Genomic DNA, 14,859 nt, shown 5'->3' on the forward strand with positions numbered 1-14,859 from the left:
CTTACTCCGCCGCCACGGGGATACCCACGGGTGCCCCCGGGGGCACCTGCGTGATCCGCCCACCGCCATGCGCGGCCTTGTAGGACTGGATGCGCTCTTCCATCACCGGGCGGAAATGCCGGATCAGCCCCTGGATCGGCCACGCGGCCGCATCGCCCAGGGCGCAGATCGTGTGGCCCTCGACCTGGCGCGTCACCTGTTCGAGCATGTCGATTTCCTCGATTTCCGCCCGCCCTTCGACCATCCGGTTCATGACCCGCATCATCCAGCCCGTGCCCTCGCGGCACGGCGTGCACTGGCCGCAGCTCTCATGCTTGAAGAATTGCGAGAAACGGGCGATCGCCTTGATGATGTCGGTGGATTTGTCCATGACGATCATGCAGGCGGTGCCCAGGCCCGACCGCTCGGCGCGCAGGCTGTCGTAATCCATCAGCACCGTCTCGCACACCGACGCCGGCAGCACCGGCACCGAACACCCGCCGGGGATCACCGCCAGTAGATTGTCCCAGCCGCCGCGCACCCCGCCGCCATGCTTCTCGATGATCTCCTTCAGCGGCACGCCCAACTCTTCCTCGAACACGCAGGGCGTGTTCACGTGGCCCGAAATGGCCATCAGCTTGGTGCCCGCATTGTTCGGCCGCCCCAGCGCCGAGAACCACGCCCCCCCGCGCCGCAGGATGGTGGACGAAACCGCGATGCTCTCGACATTGTTGACCGTCGTCGGACAGCCATACAGCCCCATCGCCGCCGGGAAGGGCGGCTTCATGCGCGGCTGGCCCTTCTTGCCTTCCAGGCTCTCCAGCAGCGCCGTTTCCTCGCCGCAGATATAGGCGCCGGCACCGCGATGAATGTAGAAATCGAAATCCCAGCCCGATCCGGCGGCATTCTTGCCGATCAGCCCGGCGGCATAGGCCTCGTCGATCGCGATCTGAAGATGGCGCGCCTCATTGAAGAACTCGCCGCGAATATAAATATAGGCCGCATGTGCCCCCATCGCGAAGGACGCGATCAGCGCGCTCTCGATCAGCTTGTGCGGCTCATGGCGCAGGATCTCGCGATCCTTGCAGGTCCCGGGCTCGGACTCGTCCCCATTGATGACCAGGTAATGCGGGCGCCCGTCCGAATTCTTGGGCATGAACGACCATTTGACACCGGTCGGAAAGCCCGCCCCGCCCCGGCCGCGCAGGCCGGACCCCTTCATCTCGTTGACGATGGCATCGCGCCCGCGCGCCAGGATCTCGGCAGTGCCGTCCCAGTCGCCGCGCTGGCGCGCGCCCGCCAGCCGCCAGTCGTTCTGACCGTAAAGGTTGGTGAAGATCCGGTCTTTATCCTGAAGCATTGCCGTCTCTCCCGCTCAACCCTGATCCGCCGGACTGTCCGCCAGCGTCTTGCGCCCGCCGGCCGGCGCCGAGCCCACCCGGTCGATCGTCGGTCCCGGCGCCGGGCGTTCCCCGCGACGCAGCGCCTCGATCAGCTCGATCGTGCGCGGCCCGTCCAGATCCTCGTAGAAATCGTCGTCAACCTGCAGGATCGGCGCATTGGCGCAGGCCCCCAGGCACTCCACCTCGGTCAGGGTGAACAGCCCGTCGGCGCTCGACTGGCCGAAACCGGAAATCCCGGTCGCCTTCTTGCAGGCCGCGACCACATCGTCCGACCCCCGCAGCCAGCACGAGGTCGTGGTGCAGACCTGAAGATGATACCGCCCGATCGGCTTGGTATTGAACATCAGGTAGAAGGTCGCCACCTCGTAGACACGGATCGGCGCGACCTCCAGCCGGCGCGCGATCTCGTCCATCGCCACGCGCGGCACCCAGGCGCTGCCGGTCTGCCGGCCCATCTGCTTCTGCACGACATACAGAAGCGGGAGCGTGCCGCTGGCCTTACGCTCGGGCGGATACTTGGCCAGGATCGCCGCGATCTGCTCTTCGCTCTCGGCATCGAAGGCGAAGGAGTCGGGCTGTTCGATCTGGTCGATGGGGGAATGAGCGGACATCTCTGTCACCTGTCTATCTCGCCGAACACCAGGTCCAGCGACCCGATGATCGCGACCGCGTCGGCCAGCATGTGGCGGCGCGACATCTCGTCGATCGCCTGCAGATGGGCAAAGCCCGTGGGCCGGATCTTGCACCGGTACGGCCGGTTGCTGCCGTCCGCGACCAGATAGACCCCGAATTCGCCCTTGGGGCTTTCGACCGCCGTATAGGTCGCCCCCGGCGGCACGTGGTACCCTTCGGTGAACAGCTTGAAATGATGGATCAGCGCTTCCATCGACCGCTTCATTTCCCGGCGCGGCGGCGGGGTAATCTTGTGGTCTTGGATCTTGACCGGCCCCGGCTTGATCTGCGCCAGGCACTGCTCGACGATCTTCACGCTCTCGCGCATCTCGGCCACGCGCACCAGATAGCGGTCATAGCAATCGCCTTGGCGCGTGACGGGGATGTTGAACGTCACCTTGTCGTAATTGTCATACGGCTGCGCGCGGCGCAGGTCCCACGGCACGCCCGAGGCACGCAGGCAGGGGCCGCTGAAACCCCAGGCCAGCGCCTGCTCGGTGGTGAACACGCCGATCCCGACCGTCCGCTGCTTCCAGATCCGGTTGTTGGTCAGCAGCGTTTCCAGGTCGTCGATCCAGCGCGGGAAGTCCCGCGCCCATTCCGCGATCCGCTCTTCCAGCCCCGCCGGCAGGTCGCGCGCCACGCCGCCCGGACGGAAGTAATTGGCATGGAAGCGCGCGCCCGATGCCGCCTCGTAGAATTCGATCAGCTTCTCGCGCTCTTCATATCCCCACAGCGCCGGGGTCAGCGCACCGCAATCGAGCCCGAACGAGGTCAGGTTCAGGATATGGTTCAGGATGCGCGTCATTTCGGCGAACATCACGCGAATCCATTTCGCGCGGTCGGGGATCTCGATCCCCAGCAGCTTTTCCGTCGCCAGTGCGAACGCCTGCTCCTCGCACATCGGCGAGACGTAATCGAGCCGGTCGAAATAAGGCAGCGCCTTGGGATAGGTCTTGTATTCGATCAGCTTCTCGGTGCCGCGATGCAGCAGCCCGATATGCGGGATGGCGCGGGCGACGACCTCGCCCTCCATCTCCAGCACCAGGCGCAGCACGCCATGCGCCGACGGATGCTGCGGGCCGAAATTCAGGGCGTGGGAATCGATCTCCACGGTCCGGATTTCCGCCTTGGCGGCCGCGTCTGCCGACAGCAGCTCTTCGGGAATATCCTCGTGAAGGACAATGTCGCTCATCGTCCGCTCTCCCTCACCTTGCGCGCCCTCGCCATGTCTCTGGATGGTCCCGTCATCGCGGCAGCTTCAGCCCCTGGCGGGATTCATGCGCCTTCTCGTCGCCCGGCAGGGTCAGGATGCCCTCCCACGGCGACTCGAAATCGAAATTGCGGAAATCCTGCGTCAGCTTCACCGGCTCGTAGACCACCTGGCGGCGATCCTCGTCGTACCGCATCTCGACATAGCCGGTCAGCGGGAAGTCCTTGCGCAGCGGATGCCCCTCGAACCCGTAATCGGTCAGGATGCGGCGCAGGTCCGGCTGCCCCGAGAACAGGACGCCGTACATGTCATAGCACTCGCGCTCCCACCAGGTGGCACACGGCCACAGATGATGCACCGACGCCACCGGATTGGTCTCGTCCGTGGTCACGATCACCCGGATCCGATGGTTATGCGTCACCGACAGCAGGTTGTAGACGACATCGAATCGCTCGGCCCGCGCCGGGTAATCGACCCCGCACAGATCCATCAACTGCTCGCAGGCATAGCGCGGATCGTCGCGCAGCAGGCCCATCAGCGCCAGCAGCCGGTCGCGGCTGGTCCGCACGACCAGCTCGCCATCCTCGATCGCGGCCGAATGGATACCCGGCACGCCGGTCGACAGCGCAAAGGCCAGGGACCCCAGCGCGCCACGCGCCAGGGACACCTTCGTCATCAGTTCGGTGCCCGGTTCAGCCACGGAGAATCGTCCCTGTCCTGCGGATTTTCTTCTGCAACTGCAGGATGCCGTAGATCAGCGCCTCCGCCGTCGGCGGGCAGCCGGGGACATACACATCCACCGGCACGATCCGGTCGCATCCGCGCACCACGGAATAGGAATAATGGTAATAGCCGCCGCCATTGGCGCAGGACCCCATCGAGATCACCCAGCGCGGCTCGGCCATCTGGTCGTAGACCCGGCGCAGGGCCGGCGCCATCTTGTTGGTCAGGGTGCCCGCCACGATCATCACGTCCGACTGGCGCGGCGACCCGCGGGGGATGATGCCCATCCGGTCCAAATCGTAGCGCGGCATGTAGGCGTGGATCATTTCCACCGCGCAGCAGGCCAGCCCGAAGGACATCGGCCACAGGCTGCCGGTGCGCCCCCAGTTGACCAGCTTGTCGAGGTTGGCAACGACGAACCCCTTCTCGGTGATCTCGCCGGTAATACCCTTGATGACGGCATCCTGCTCCGGCCCCGGGGGCAGCATGTCGCGGTTCCAGGCTATCGCGCCCTGCCCGTCACCTGTCGCATCAGCGGTACTCATGCCTCGTCTCCTCCCCTAGGCTCAATCCCAGTCCAGCGCGCCCTTGCACCATTCGTAAATGAACCCCACCGTCAGGATGCCCAGGAACCCCATCATCGACAGAAAGCCGAACAGGCCGATCCGCGACAGGCTGACCGCCCAGGGGAACAGGAAGGCAACCTCCAGGTCGAAGATGATGAACAGGATCGCCACCAGATAGAACCGGACATCGAAACGATGCCGCGCATCGTCGAACGCCTCAAACCCGCATTCATAGGCCGAGACCTTCTCGGCATAGGGCTTCTGATGACCGAAGAGCAGGGAGCTTCCCAGCATCGCGCCGGCGATAATGACCGCCAGGACACCGAAGACGAGAACTGGAAAATAATCCGCGAGAACGGACGTCATGGCGTGTCTCCCTGACTGATGGCACGCGTGCTGCGGGCGTCACGACGAAACAGGGCGTCGTCATGCTCAGGAGGTTAGACCCATCGTCCGGATGCGACCAGACCGCGACGCGCCATCGGGGGATGAACATTCCCGTGATGATGAATACGCTATGCGGATATGCGCGTTACGGACGACTTGTCTTGCCGCCGGCCAAAATATTGATGGGCCGGCCCAGATCCGATTATTGGAAAAATGCACCTTCAACAGGTGCCATAGGGTCGATCATTATTAAACATGAAACGACCGTGGCGCGAGTGACGGGGCTCGAACCCGCGACCTCCGGCGTGACAGGCCGGCGCTCTAACCAACTGAGCTACACCCGCGAAGGCGTGAGGCGGTGTTTAACCATGCTGCCCGGATGCGTCAACCGGACGATCGTCATTTTGTCCGGCATCCCGCCGGTGCGGGACAGTCATCCGGCACCGGACCGGCATGGTGGTGGGCGATGACGGGATCGAACCGCCGACCCTCTCGGTGTAAACGAGACGCTCTACCGCTGAGCTAATCGCCCCCAGACAAGGCTGGCCCGTCGGGGCCAGCCGGGGGCAGGCAGACGCGCCGCCTGCCCCGGTCCTGTCAGCGCGTGATCAGCTCACGGCTTCCTTCAGGTTCTTGCCCGGCTTGAAACGCACCGAGGTCGAAGCCGGAATATCGATTTCCTCGCCCGTGCGCGGATTGCGGCCCTTGGCCGCCTTGCGGGTCGCCGTCACGAAGGTGCCAAAGCCCACCAGACGGACTTCCTGCTTCTTCGACAGGGCCTTCTCGATCGCGTTGAACACGGCGTCGACCACTTCGCCAGCCTTCGCCTTCGGCAGATCGGCATCATCGGCCACAGCGGCGACGAGTTCCTGCTTGTTAAGTGGCTTCTCCATTTTACGCCTTTCTTTCTCTGTGCACGCGCCGGAACCGAGCTCTCGCCAACGCCGCATTGGCCCGCACTATGCAGCCGTTTTTTGCCGCGTCAACCGAGCACGCAGCCCCGATCGGCCGAAAATCCGGCCAAACCGGGGGGTTGGTGCCATTTTGACACAATCAATGCGGTCTCAATGCGGCAGGGACGCAGCAGCCATTCCCGTGGCAGGGGCCGGGCTGGCCACCGCGTCTTCCGACTCCTGGCTCCATTCGATCGGCTCAGGCCGCCGCGCCAGCGCCTGGCCGATCACGTCGTCGACATGCGACACCGGGATAACGCGCAGCCCCTTCTTCACCGTCTCGGGAATATCGACCAGGTCCTTCTCGTTGTCCTTGGGGATGAACACGGTCTTGATCCCCGCGCGATGGGCGGCCAGCAGCTTCTCCTTCAGCCCGCCGATCGCCAGCACCCGGCCGCGCAGCGTGATCTCGCCCGTCATCGCCACGTCGCGCCGCACCGGAATGCCGGTCAGCACGCTGACCAGCGACGTCGCCATCGCAATGCCGGCCGACGGTCCGTCCTTCGGAGTCGCTCCCTCGGGCACATGCACGTGCAGGTCGCGCTTCTCGAACAGGGTCGGCTTGATGCCGAACGTCACCGCCCGGCTACGGACATAGGACAGCGCCGCCGCGACACTCTCCTGCATCACGTCGCCCAGCTTGCCGGTATGCTTGATCGCCCCCTTGCCCGGCACCATCACGCTTTCGATGGTCAGGATCTCGCCGCCGACCTCGGTCCAGGCCAGCCCGGTCACCACGCCGACCATGTCCTCGGCCTCGGTCTCGCCATAGCGGAACCGCTTCACGCCCGCGTATTTTTCCAGGTTCTTGCGGGTGATCGCCACCTTCTTCGTCTTGCCGGTCACGATCTCGCGCACCGCCTTGCGGGCCAGGGTCGCAATCTCGCGCTCCAGGTTGCGCACGCCGGCCTCACGCGTGTAGCTGCGCACCAGCTCGCGCAGCGCATCGTCGCTGACCGACCATTCGTCGGCCTTCAGGCTGTGCGCCTCCGCCTGCTTGTTCAGCAGGTGGCGCTTGGCGATCTCGACCTTCTCATCCTCGGTGTAGCCCGACAGGCGGATGATCTCCATGCGGTCCAGCAGCGGCTGGGGCATGTTCAGGCTGTTGGCGGTCGTGACGAACATCACATCCGACAGGTCGTAATCGACCTCCAGATAATGGTCGGCAAAGGTCCCGTTCTGCTCCGGGTCCAGCACTTCGAGCAGGGCGGAGGACGGGTCCCCGCGCCAGTCGGCCCCCAGCTTGTCGATCTCGTCCAGCAGGAAGAGCGGGTTGGAGGCCTTCGCCTTTTTCATCCCCTGGATGATCTTGCCGGGCATCGAGCCGATATAGGTCCGCCGGTGGCCGCGAATCTCCGCCTCGTCCCGCACGCCGCCCAGCGACATGCGCACGTAATGCCGCCCCGTCGCCTTGGCGATCGACCGCGCCAGCGAGGTCTTGCCCACGCCCGGCGGCCCCACCAGGCACAGAATCGGCCCTTTGACCTTCTGCGCCCGGCTCTGGACCGCCAGATATTCCAGGATCCGCTCCTTGACCTTCTCCAGCCCGTAATGGTCGGTATCGAGCACCTTCTCGGCCTCGGCCAGGTCGCGGCGCACCTTGGAGCGCTTCTTCCACGGCAGGCTCAGGATCCAGTCCAGATAGTTCCGCACCACCGTCGACTCGGCCGACATCGGGCTCATCGCGCGCAGCTTCTTCAGCTCGCCCATGGCCTTGTCGCGCGCTTCCTTGGGCAGGCGGGCCTTGGCGATCTTTTCCTCGAGCTCGGCGGTCTCGTCCCGCCCCTCGTCGCCCTCGCCCAGTTCCTTCTGGATCGCCTTCAGCTGCTCGTTCAGATAGTACTCGCGCTGGGTCTTCTCCATCTGCCGCTTGACGCGGTTGCGGATGCGCTTTTCCACCTGCAGGACGCCGATCTCGGCCTCCATATGCGCAAACACCCGCTCCAGCCGGGCATTGACGCCGGGGATCTCCAGGATCTCCTGCTTTTCGGCGATCTTCAGGTTCAGATGGCTCGCGATCGTGTCGGCCAGCTTCGACAGATCCTCGATCTGGTTCAGCGAAACCAGCACCTCGGGCGCGATCTTCTTGTTCAGCTTGATATATTGCTCGAACTGCGAGACCACGGTGCGCCCCAGCGCCTCGCCCTCGTTATCGGCGGCAGGCTCCTCGGCAACCGGCGTGATCTCGGCCTCGAAATGCCCGTCGATATCGTGCAGCGCGGTAATCCGCGCCCGGCGCACACCCTCGACCAGCACCTTCACCGTGCCGTCGGGCAGCTTCAGCAGTTGCAGGATCGTCGACACCGTGCCGTAGCGATAGATGTCGTCGGCCGACGGATCGTCCTGCGAGGCATTCTTCTGCGCGACCAGCAGGATCTGCTTGTCATGCTTGGTGACCGCCTCCAGCGCCCGGACCGATTTCTCGCGCCCGACGAACAGCGGCACGATCATGTGCGGAAAGACGACGATATCGCGCAGCGGCAGCACCGCCATCGTCTCGGAATCGGAGATCCCCGCCCCCTCCACATCGGAGTCGGCAGCGCTCACCGGCAGGTCATGCTTCTCGACGGCAGCCTCGGGGCCGCTCTCGGGACGATCGGAATCGGGTCGGTTGGATTTGGGCATATCGTGTGACCTCCTTAAGGACGATCGCGGGCGGGCGCCCGATCGCGGCGCGCCCCACCCGGTGTCATCACTGACGCAATGACGGATAACATCATGTCGTCATTCGAGGCCGCCACGGCAAGGCCCCGGACGACGGGAAGAAATCGGGGCGCCACCCGCATGGGGCACACCCCCGATGCGGGACGGAAATCCCGGAAGGAAAGACCGGAGAGGAACGACCGGTCAGGCCGACTGTTCCGCCGGCTTTTCCTTGCCATAGACATAGACCGGGCTGGTCTTGTTCTCGGCGACCTCCTTGTTGATCACCACCTCTTCCACGTTCTCCAGCCCCGGCAGGTCGAACATGGTGGACAGCAGGATGCTCTCCATGATCGCCCGCAGGCCGCGCGCACCGGTGCGCCGGGCGATCGCCCGCAGCGCGACCTGCTTCAGCGCGTCCTCGGTAAAGGTCAGCTTCACCCCTTCCATCTGGAACAGGCGGGCATACTGCTTCACCAGCGCATTCTTCGGCTTGGTCAGGATCTCGATCAGCGCCGCCTCGTCCAGGTCCTCCAGCGTCGCCACCACGGGCAGACGGCCGATGAATTCGGGGATCAACCCGAATTTCAGCAGGTCCTCAGGCTCGACATCGCGCAGGATCGCACCCGTCCGCCGCTCGTCGGGCGACTGGACATCGGCACCGAAGCCGATCCCCGAACCCTTGCCGCGCGCGCCGATGATCTTGTCCAGCCCGGCAAAGGCACCGCCGCAGATGAACAGCATGTTGGTGGTATCCACCTGCAGGAATTCCTGCTGCGGATGCTTGCGGCCACCCTGGGGCGGGACCGAGGCCACAGTCCCTTCCATGATCTTCAGCAGCGCCTGCTGCACGCCCTCGCCGCTGACATCGCGCGTGATCGACGGATTGTCGGACTTGCGCGAGATCTTGTCGATCTCGTCGATATAGACGATGCCGCGCTGCGCCCGCTCCACATTGTAGTCGGCGGCCTGGAGCAGCTTGAGGATGATGTTCTCCACATCCTCGCCCACATAGCCGGCCTCGGTCAGCGTGGTCGCATCGGCCATGGTGAACGGCACGTCGAGAATCCGCGCTAGCGTCTGGGCCAGCAGCGTCTTGCCCGACCCGGTCGGCCCGACCAGCAGGATGTTCGACTTCGCGATCTCGACGTCGTTGTTCTTCTGGCTGTGGGCCAGGCGCTTGTAATGGTTGTGGACCGCGACCGACAGCACCTTCTTCGCATGGAACTGCCCGATCACGTAATCGTCCAGAACCTTGCAGATCTCCTTGGGAGTCGGCACGCCGTCGCGCGACTTCACCAGATGCGTCTTGTGCTCCTCACGGATGATATCCATGCAGAGTTCGACACATTCGTCACAGATGAAGACAGTCGGACCAGCGATCAGCTTCCGGACCTCATGCTGCGACTTGCCGCAGAACGAGCAATACAACGTGTTCTTGGAATCGCTGGACTTGTTATTCATAACCACTCCTACCCCCGGATTGCCAGCCCGCGCGGGGCCCGGACCGGGGTCGAAAATCTTGACTCAGGATAGGGCTTCCATCAAGCCTGCCCAAGCCGGCGGGTACCGCCGAAGAGAAAAAACCGCACCCGCCCCTAGTGCGCCGGATCCGAAACCTGAAAGATCCCGGATCCGGGACACTAAATAAACCAATAGTTTAGCGACCAGTCTCAGCTCTTGGCGACCGCTGTCGAGGCATGATTGCGCACCACCTCGTCCACGATGCCGAAAGCCAGCGCCTCGTCAGCCGACATATAGCTGTCGCGCTCCAGCTTGCGCTCGATCTCCTCGAGCGTCTGGCCGGTATGGGTCTCGTAGATCTCGTTCAGGCGCTGGCGGATCGTCAGGATCTCGCGCGCCTGGATTTCGATGTCGCTGGCCTGCCCCTGCGCGCCGCCCGAGGGCTGGTGCACCATGACGCGGGCGTTCGGCAGGGCGAAACGCCGCCCCTTCTCGCCACCCGCCAGCAGCAGCGACCCCATCGAGGCCGCCTGGCCGATGCACACCGTGCTGACCGGGCTGCGGATGTACTGCATGGTGTCGTAGATGGCCAGGCCGGCCGACACCACGCCACCCGGGCTGTTGATATAGAACGAAATCTCCTTGGTCGGATTCACGCTCTCGAGATACAGGAGCTGCGCCGACACCAGGGCAGCCACCTGATCGTAGACCGGTCCGGTCAGGAAGATGATCCGTTCCTGCAACAGGCGGGAATAGATGTCGAAAGCCCGCTCCCCGCGCGAGGTCTGTTCGACCACCATGGGTACTAGGGCGTTGCTGAAGATCTCCACGGGATCCCGATCCCTCATAGTCTCATTCCCGTTCCTGAAAACGCGAAGACCCGACTCACCATCCCCGGGGGCGCCTTGGGCGTCCATCGGGAAAGGTGGCCGGGTCGTTCCCCGGTTACCTCACACAAGATAGAGATAAACCGAGCGGATACCACCCCACCGCCATCATTTCGCGGCGATAAAAGCGATGGGGGGCCGATGGCGGGAAGCCGGACCGATCACAGATCGGCGGGCGGGATCTCGGCCAGTTCCTCGGGCGTCACGTCCTTGTCGGTCACCGTGGCCAGCTCGATCACATAATCGACGACCTTGTTTTCGAAGATCGGGCCACGCAGGCTCTCGGCCGCCTGCGGGTTCTTGCGGAAGAAGTCGAACACCGCCTGTTCCTGGCCCTGATAGCGCATGGCCTCGGCGCGGATCGCCTGCAGCATCTCGTCCTGCGAGACCGTGATGGCGTTCGCACGGCCGATCTCGGCCAGCAGCAGGCCCAGCTTCACCCGGCGCTCGGCGATCTTGCGGTAATCGGCCCGCAGGGTCTCCTCGTCCTTGCCCAGGTCTTCCTCGTCCAGCTGGCCTTCCTTGCGGTCGGATTCGACGCGCTGCCAGATCTGGCCGAACTCGGCATCGACCATGCCCTGCGGCGCTTCGAAATCGGTCTTCTCGGACAGCGCATCCAGCAGCTCGCGCTTGATGCGCAGGCGCGAAAGCTGCTCGTATTCCTGCTCGACCTGCTTGGTGATCAGCTCGCGGACCTGCTCCAGCCCCTCGAAGCCCATCTTCTTGGCCAGCTCGTCGTCGATTTCGACATCGACCGGGCGCTTCAGCCCCTTGGCCTTGATGTCGAAGGTCGCTTCCTTGCCCGCCAGGGCCTCGGCCGAATAATCGGCCGGGAAGGTGACGGTGATCACCTTCTCCTCGCCCGGCGACAGGCCCTCGATCTGCTCGGCGAAACCGGGGATGAAGCCCGCGCCGCCGATCTCGACATTCACGTCGTCCGCGGTGCCGCCTTCGAACGGCACGCCGTCCAGCTTGCCCACGAAATCGACGACCACGACATCACCATGCGCCGCCGGACGGATCTCTTCGACCGTCACGAAGTTGCGCTGGCGGCTCGCAATGTCCTTCAGGGCCTTGTCGACCGTCTCGGCATCCGCCGTCGCCTTCAGGCGCGTCAGTGCCAGGTCCGACAGGTCAGGCTGCGCGATCTCGGGCAGCACTTCCATCTCGACCTTGAATTCCAGGTCGGCCTTGCCGTCCACCTCGGCGCCCGAGACCAGGTCGACCCGCGGCTGCAGCGCGGGGCGAAGGTTGCGTTCCTCCAGCAGCGTACGCGTGGCGTCGCTGACGGCCTGCTCCAGCACTTCACCCTGCACGGCGGCGCCGTAGCGCTGCGTGACGAGGCTCAGGGGCACCTTGCCGGGACGGAAACCCGGCAGGCTCATGGACTGCCCCATCTCCTTCAGGCGGGCGGTCCGCTTGCTCTCCAGTTCGCCGGCGGGCACCGTGACGGTGAAACCGCGCTTCAGGCCGTCGGAAAGCGTTTCAGTAACCTGCATCTGCCAGGCCATCCTCTCGGTCAGAACTTACAAAGAACGCACGTGTCCACCCCGGCCGGCGACATCCGCACGCAAAAAACCGGCGCGGGCAACGGCCGCACAGCGCCCGCTCCCCCCACCCATTCAACCAGTCTCCAGTGCCCTTCCGATTCCGGAATGCGCTTGTGCCTTCCAGAAGCGGAAGGGCACTGGACTCAATCCCTTGGCGGCCTGCCGATCCAGGACATTCTCGCGAGAACCCTCAGGCAGGACACTGGGCCGGGCTGGTACGGGCGGAGGGACTTGAACCCCCACGACTTGCGCCACCAGAACCTAAATCTGGCGTGTCTACCAATTCCACCACGCCCGCATCGACGCCCGGCCTCCAAGCGCGCGGCTTTAGCGCACACCGCCAGATCCGGCAAGCCGACAATGGCGCGAGTCCCCCAGCGCGACCGCCCGCGCCCGCGCCGCACCCAGATGCCGGTCGAACTGCTCGGCCACCGGCCACGGGCCGGCCTGCATCCCGGCCTCGCCATGGATCCACACCCCGGCACAGGCCGCATCCCAAGGCTCCATCCCCGCCGCCAGCAGGGCCGCGATGATCCCGGTCAGCGTATCGCCCGACCCGGCAGTGGCCAGCGCCGCCGTGGCATGGTCGTTGATCGCCACCCGGCCGTCCGGCGCCGCGATCACGGTATCCGGCCCCTTCAGCACCACCACGGCCCCGATCCGCCGCGCGGCCTCCCGCGCCGCCTCCAGCCGCCCCTTCGCCGGCGCCCCGAAAACGCGGGCAAACTCTCCCTCATGCGGCGTGATCACACCCACCCCGGCCAGCCGCTCCGGCTGCCCGGCCGCCCACGCAAACGCACCGGCATCCGCCAGCACCACCCGCCCCGCCCCCAGCAGCGCAGGCAGCACCCGGCCGACTTCTTCTTCCGTCAGCCCCGGCCCGCAAACCCACACCTTTCGCCGCCGGTCCTCCAGCAGGGCGGACAGTTCGCCGTCATCCACCACCAGCCCCGGCTCGGCCATCCGGTACAGCCCCGCCGCGTCCCCGGCCGCCAGCCGCACCAGCCCGGCCCCGGCCGTGCGCGCCGCCCCGGCGGCCAGCCGCGCCGCCCCGGGCATCCTGCCGCCCCCGCAGATGCTGACCACGCCCCGCGCGTATTTGTGACTGTCCACCGTCTGGCCCGGTACCTGCCACAGCCCCGGCGCGTTGCGCCAGGTGCGGACGGCCACCGCATCCCACACCGCATCCGGCATGCCGATATCCGCCACCACCAGCCGCCCCAGCATCTCGCGTCCCGGCAGCAGCAGATGCCCCGGCTTGGCCCGCACGAACGTCACGGTCATTTCCACCGAGGGCGCGTAGCCCAGCACCAGCCCCGTCGCGCCATCGATGCCGCTGGGCATATCCACCGCCACCACCCGCCGCGCCGCCGCCAGCACCGCTGCCAGCTCCGGCTCGATCGCCCTACTGAGCCCGGCGCCGAACACCGCATCGATCACCAGATCGGCCCGCGCGACCTCGTCCACCGTAAAAGCCACCCGCGGTCCCTGCCATTCGGCAGCCGCCGCCGCCGCATCGCCCCCCGGCCGAGGCAACGCCAGGCTCGCCACGGCAACCGGCCACCCCGCCTGCGCCAGGCGCCGCGCCGCGACATACCCGTCCCCGCCATTATTCCCCGGCCCGCACAGCACCAGCACCCGGCACGGCGCGACATGACGCATCACGGCGCGCGCCACCGCCCGCCCGGCATGCTCCATCAGGTCGCGCATCGGCACCGTCCGGCTGCCGGCCCTGTCGATCAGGGCCATCTCGGCGGGGTCGGGCAATAGCAGCGCGGTCGGGGACGGAAGCTGGTCCATCGGGCAATCTCCTCCGGTCGGGGGCGGCACCTCGGGGGCGACCCGCGCGCCGCCGTCTTGCGCGCCGGGGCGGAATTGGCGATCAAGCATACCATCGACGTCCGCGCCACGTCACGCGGACCATCCCCAATCCCCACGGCCGGGAGCTGACATGACCTCCTCGATCCTCTGGAGCCTCGTGCTCGCGATCCACCTGCTCGGCATGACCGCCTGGGTCGGCGGCATGGTCTATGCCGTGTTCGTCCTCCGCCCCAGCCTGGGGCTGCTGGACGCAACCCAGCGCGCATCGGTCCACCTGCAGACCCTCACCCGCTTCTTCCGCGTCGTCTGGCACACGATGCCCACGGTCCTGGTCACAGGCTGGCTGATGATCCTGCACGAGGGCGGTTTCGCCGCCATCCCGTGGCAGGTCAACGTGATGCAGCTCCTGGGCCTGGCCATGGCCGGCGTGTTCGCGCGCATCTATTTCGGCCCGTTCCAGAAGGCCCGCCGCGCCATCCGCCCCCAGCCGGCCCTGTTCGACACCATCCGCTCGCTGGTCACGGTCAATATCGGCCTCGGCGTCCTGACCATTCTCGCCGCCGCCATGGCCCGCGGCCTCTAGGCCGGCGCGGCAGCG

At 65.8% G+C, this 14,859-nt stretch carries 13 protein-coding genes and 3 tRNA genes; 1 reads left to right on the forward strand and 15 read right to left on the reverse strand.

The annotated features are described in order from the left end of the window. Window position 1: 1 nt before the first annotated feature. From nuoF to HLH27_RS09245, 15 genes are all read right to left on the reverse strand, one after another. Complete coding sequence (nuoF, locus tag HLH27_RS09175) at window positions 2-1,339, reverse strand: NADH-quinone oxidoreductase subunit NuoF (protein WP_182949732.1); 1,338 nt, start codon at window positions 1,337-1,339, stop codon at window positions 2-4. A gap of 15 nt (window positions 1,340-1,354) precedes the next feature. Further along, window positions 1,355-1,993 carry a complex I 24 kDa subunit family protein gene (locus HLH27_RS09180; RefSeq protein ID WP_182949733.1) on the reverse strand — a complete coding sequence of 213 codons (639 nt, stop codon included), beginning with the start codon at window positions 1,991-1,993 and terminating at the stop codon, window positions 1,355-1,357. Window positions 1,994-1,998: 5 nt separating this feature from the next. Next, complete coding sequence (locus HLH27_RS09185; protein WP_182949734.1) at window positions 1,999-3,249, reverse strand: NADH-quinone oxidoreductase subunit D; 1,251 nt, start codon at window positions 3,247-3,249, stop codon at window positions 1,999-2,001. 52 nt (window positions 3,250-3,301) lie between these two features. After that, window positions 3,302-3,943 (reverse strand): NADH-quinone oxidoreductase subunit C, encoded by a 642-nt coding sequence (locus tag HLH27_RS09190; RefSeq protein ID WP_182949865.1) that lies wholly within the window; start codon window positions 3,941-3,943, stop codon window positions 3,302-3,304. Between the two features lie 16 nt (window positions 3,944-3,959). After that, window positions 3,960-4,535, reverse strand: a complete 576-nt coding sequence (locus tag HLH27_RS09195) for a NuoB/complex I 20 kDa subunit family protein (RefSeq protein WP_182949735.1) — start codon at window positions 4,533-4,535, stop codon at window positions 3,960-3,962. Window positions 4,536-4,556: 21 nt separating this feature from the next. Beyond that, entirely contained in the window at window positions 4,557-4,922 is a 366-nt protein-coding gene (locus HLH27_RS09200; RefSeq protein WP_182949736.1) for an NADH-quinone oxidoreductase subunit A, read from the reverse strand. Between the two features lie 288 nt (window positions 4,923-5,210). Further along, window positions 5,211-5,287, reverse strand: a tRNA-Asp gene (locus HLH27_RS09205). Window positions 5,288-5,400: 113 nt separating this feature from the next. Further along, window positions 5,401-5,475, reverse strand: a tRNA-Val gene (locus tag HLH27_RS09210). A 76-nt stretch (window positions 5,476-5,551) separates the two neighbouring features. Then, entirely contained in the window at window positions 5,552-5,836 is a 285-nt protein-coding gene (locus HLH27_RS09215) for an HU family DNA-binding protein (protein WP_182949737.1), read from the reverse strand. A gap of 171 nt (window positions 5,837-6,007) precedes the next feature. Continuing rightward, window positions 6,008-8,389 (reverse strand): endopeptidase La, encoded by a 2,382-nt coding sequence (gene lon, locus HLH27_RS09220; RefSeq protein ID WP_246375717.1) that lies wholly within the window; start codon window positions 8,387-8,389, stop codon window positions 6,008-6,010. A gap of 354 nt (window positions 8,390-8,743) precedes the next feature. After that, the gene (gene clpX, locus HLH27_RS09225; protein WP_114727217.1) at window positions 8,744-10,003 is read right to left on the reverse strand and encodes an ATP-dependent Clp protease ATP-binding subunit ClpX; all 1,260 of its coding nucleotides are present in this window, start codon (window positions 10,001-10,003) and stop codon (window positions 8,744-8,746) included. A 209-nt stretch (window positions 10,004-10,212) separates the two neighbouring features. Next, window positions 10,213-10,851, reverse strand: coding sequence for an ATP-dependent Clp protease proteolytic subunit (locus tag HLH27_RS09230; RefSeq protein WP_182949739.1), 639 nt, complete (start codon window positions 10,849-10,851; stop codon window positions 10,213-10,215). A gap of 200 nt (window positions 10,852-11,051) precedes the next feature. Further along, window positions 11,052-12,389, reverse strand: a complete 1,338-nt coding sequence (gene tig / locus HLH27_RS09235) for a trigger factor (protein WP_182949740.1) — start codon at window positions 12,387-12,389, stop codon at window positions 11,052-11,054. Window positions 12,390-12,653: 264 nt separating this feature from the next. After that, window positions 12,654-12,738: transfer RNA gene (locus tag HLH27_RS09240), tRNA-Leu, on the reverse strand. A 29-nt stretch (window positions 12,739-12,767) separates the two neighbouring features. Continuing rightward, window positions 12,768-14,240: an NAD(P)H-hydrate dehydratase gene (locus HLH27_RS09245; protein ID WP_182949866.1), complete on the reverse strand. Its 1,473-nt coding sequence runs from the start codon at window positions 14,238-14,240 to the stop codon at window positions 12,768-12,770. 151 nt (window positions 14,241-14,391) lie between these two features. Here HLH27_RS09245 and HLH27_RS09250 point away from each other — a divergent pair, with 151 nt between their 5' ends. Next, complete coding sequence (locus HLH27_RS09250) at window positions 14,392-14,844, forward strand: CopD family protein (protein ID WP_182949741.1); 453 nt, start codon at window positions 14,392-14,394, stop codon at window positions 14,842-14,844. Window positions 14,845-14,859: the final 15 nt, after the last annotated feature.

This window comes from Gluconacetobacter takamatsuzukensis (genome assembly GCF_014174275.1).
Taxonomy (GTDB): domain Bacteria; phylum Pseudomonadota; class Alphaproteobacteria; order Acetobacterales; family Acetobacteraceae; genus Gluconacetobacter; species Gluconacetobacter takamatsuzukensis.

Coding starts and splice junctions, on each gene's coding strand:
- HLH27_RS09215 (WP_182949737.1), bottom strand. CDS start 5,836: ATGGAGAAGCCACTTAACAAGCAGGAACTCGTCGCCGCTGTGGCCGAT.
- nuoF (WP_182949732.1), bottom strand. CDS start 1,339: ATGCTTCAGGATAAAGACCGGATCTTCACCAACCTTTACGGTCAGAAC.
- HLH27_RS09195 (WP_182949735.1), bottom strand. CDS start 4,535: ATGAGTACCGCTGATGCGACAGGTGACGGGCAGGGCGCGATAGCCTGG.
- lon (WP_246375717.1), bottom strand. CDS start 8,389: ATGGCGGTGCTGCCGCTGCGCGATATCGTCGTCTTTCCGCACATGATC.
- HLH27_RS09250 (WP_182949741.1), top strand. CDS start 14,392: ATGACCTCCTCGATCCTCTGGAGCCTCGTGCTCGCGATCCACCTGCTC.
- HLH27_RS09200 (WP_182949736.1), bottom strand. CDS start 4,922: ATGACGTCCGTTCTCGCGGATTATTTTCCAGTTCTCGTCTTCGGTGTC.
- tig (WP_182949740.1), bottom strand. CDS start 12,389: ATGCAGGTTACTGAAACGCTTTCCGACGGCCTGAAGCGCGGTTTCACC.
- HLH27_RS09190 (WP_182949865.1), bottom strand. CDS start 3,943: ATGACGAAGGTGTCCCTGGCGCGTGGCGCGCTGGGGTCCCTGGCCTTT.
- HLH27_RS09245 (WP_182949866.1), bottom strand. CDS start 14,240: ATGGACCAGCTTCCGTCCCCGACCGCGCTGCTATTGCCCGACCCCGCC.
- HLH27_RS09180 (WP_182949733.1), bottom strand. CDS start 1,993: ATGTCCGCTCATTCCCCCATCGACCAGATCGAACAGCCCGACTCCTTC.
- clpX (WP_114727217.1), bottom strand. CDS start 10,003: ATGAATAACAAGTCCAGCGATTCCAAGAACACGTTGTATTGCTCGTTC.
- HLH27_RS09185 (WP_182949734.1), bottom strand. CDS start 3,249: ATGAGCGACATTGTCCTTCACGAGGATATTCCCGAAGAGCTGCTGTCG.
- HLH27_RS09230 (WP_182949739.1), bottom strand. CDS start 10,851: ATGAGGGATCGGGATCCCGTGGAGATCTTCAGCAACGCCCTAGTACCC.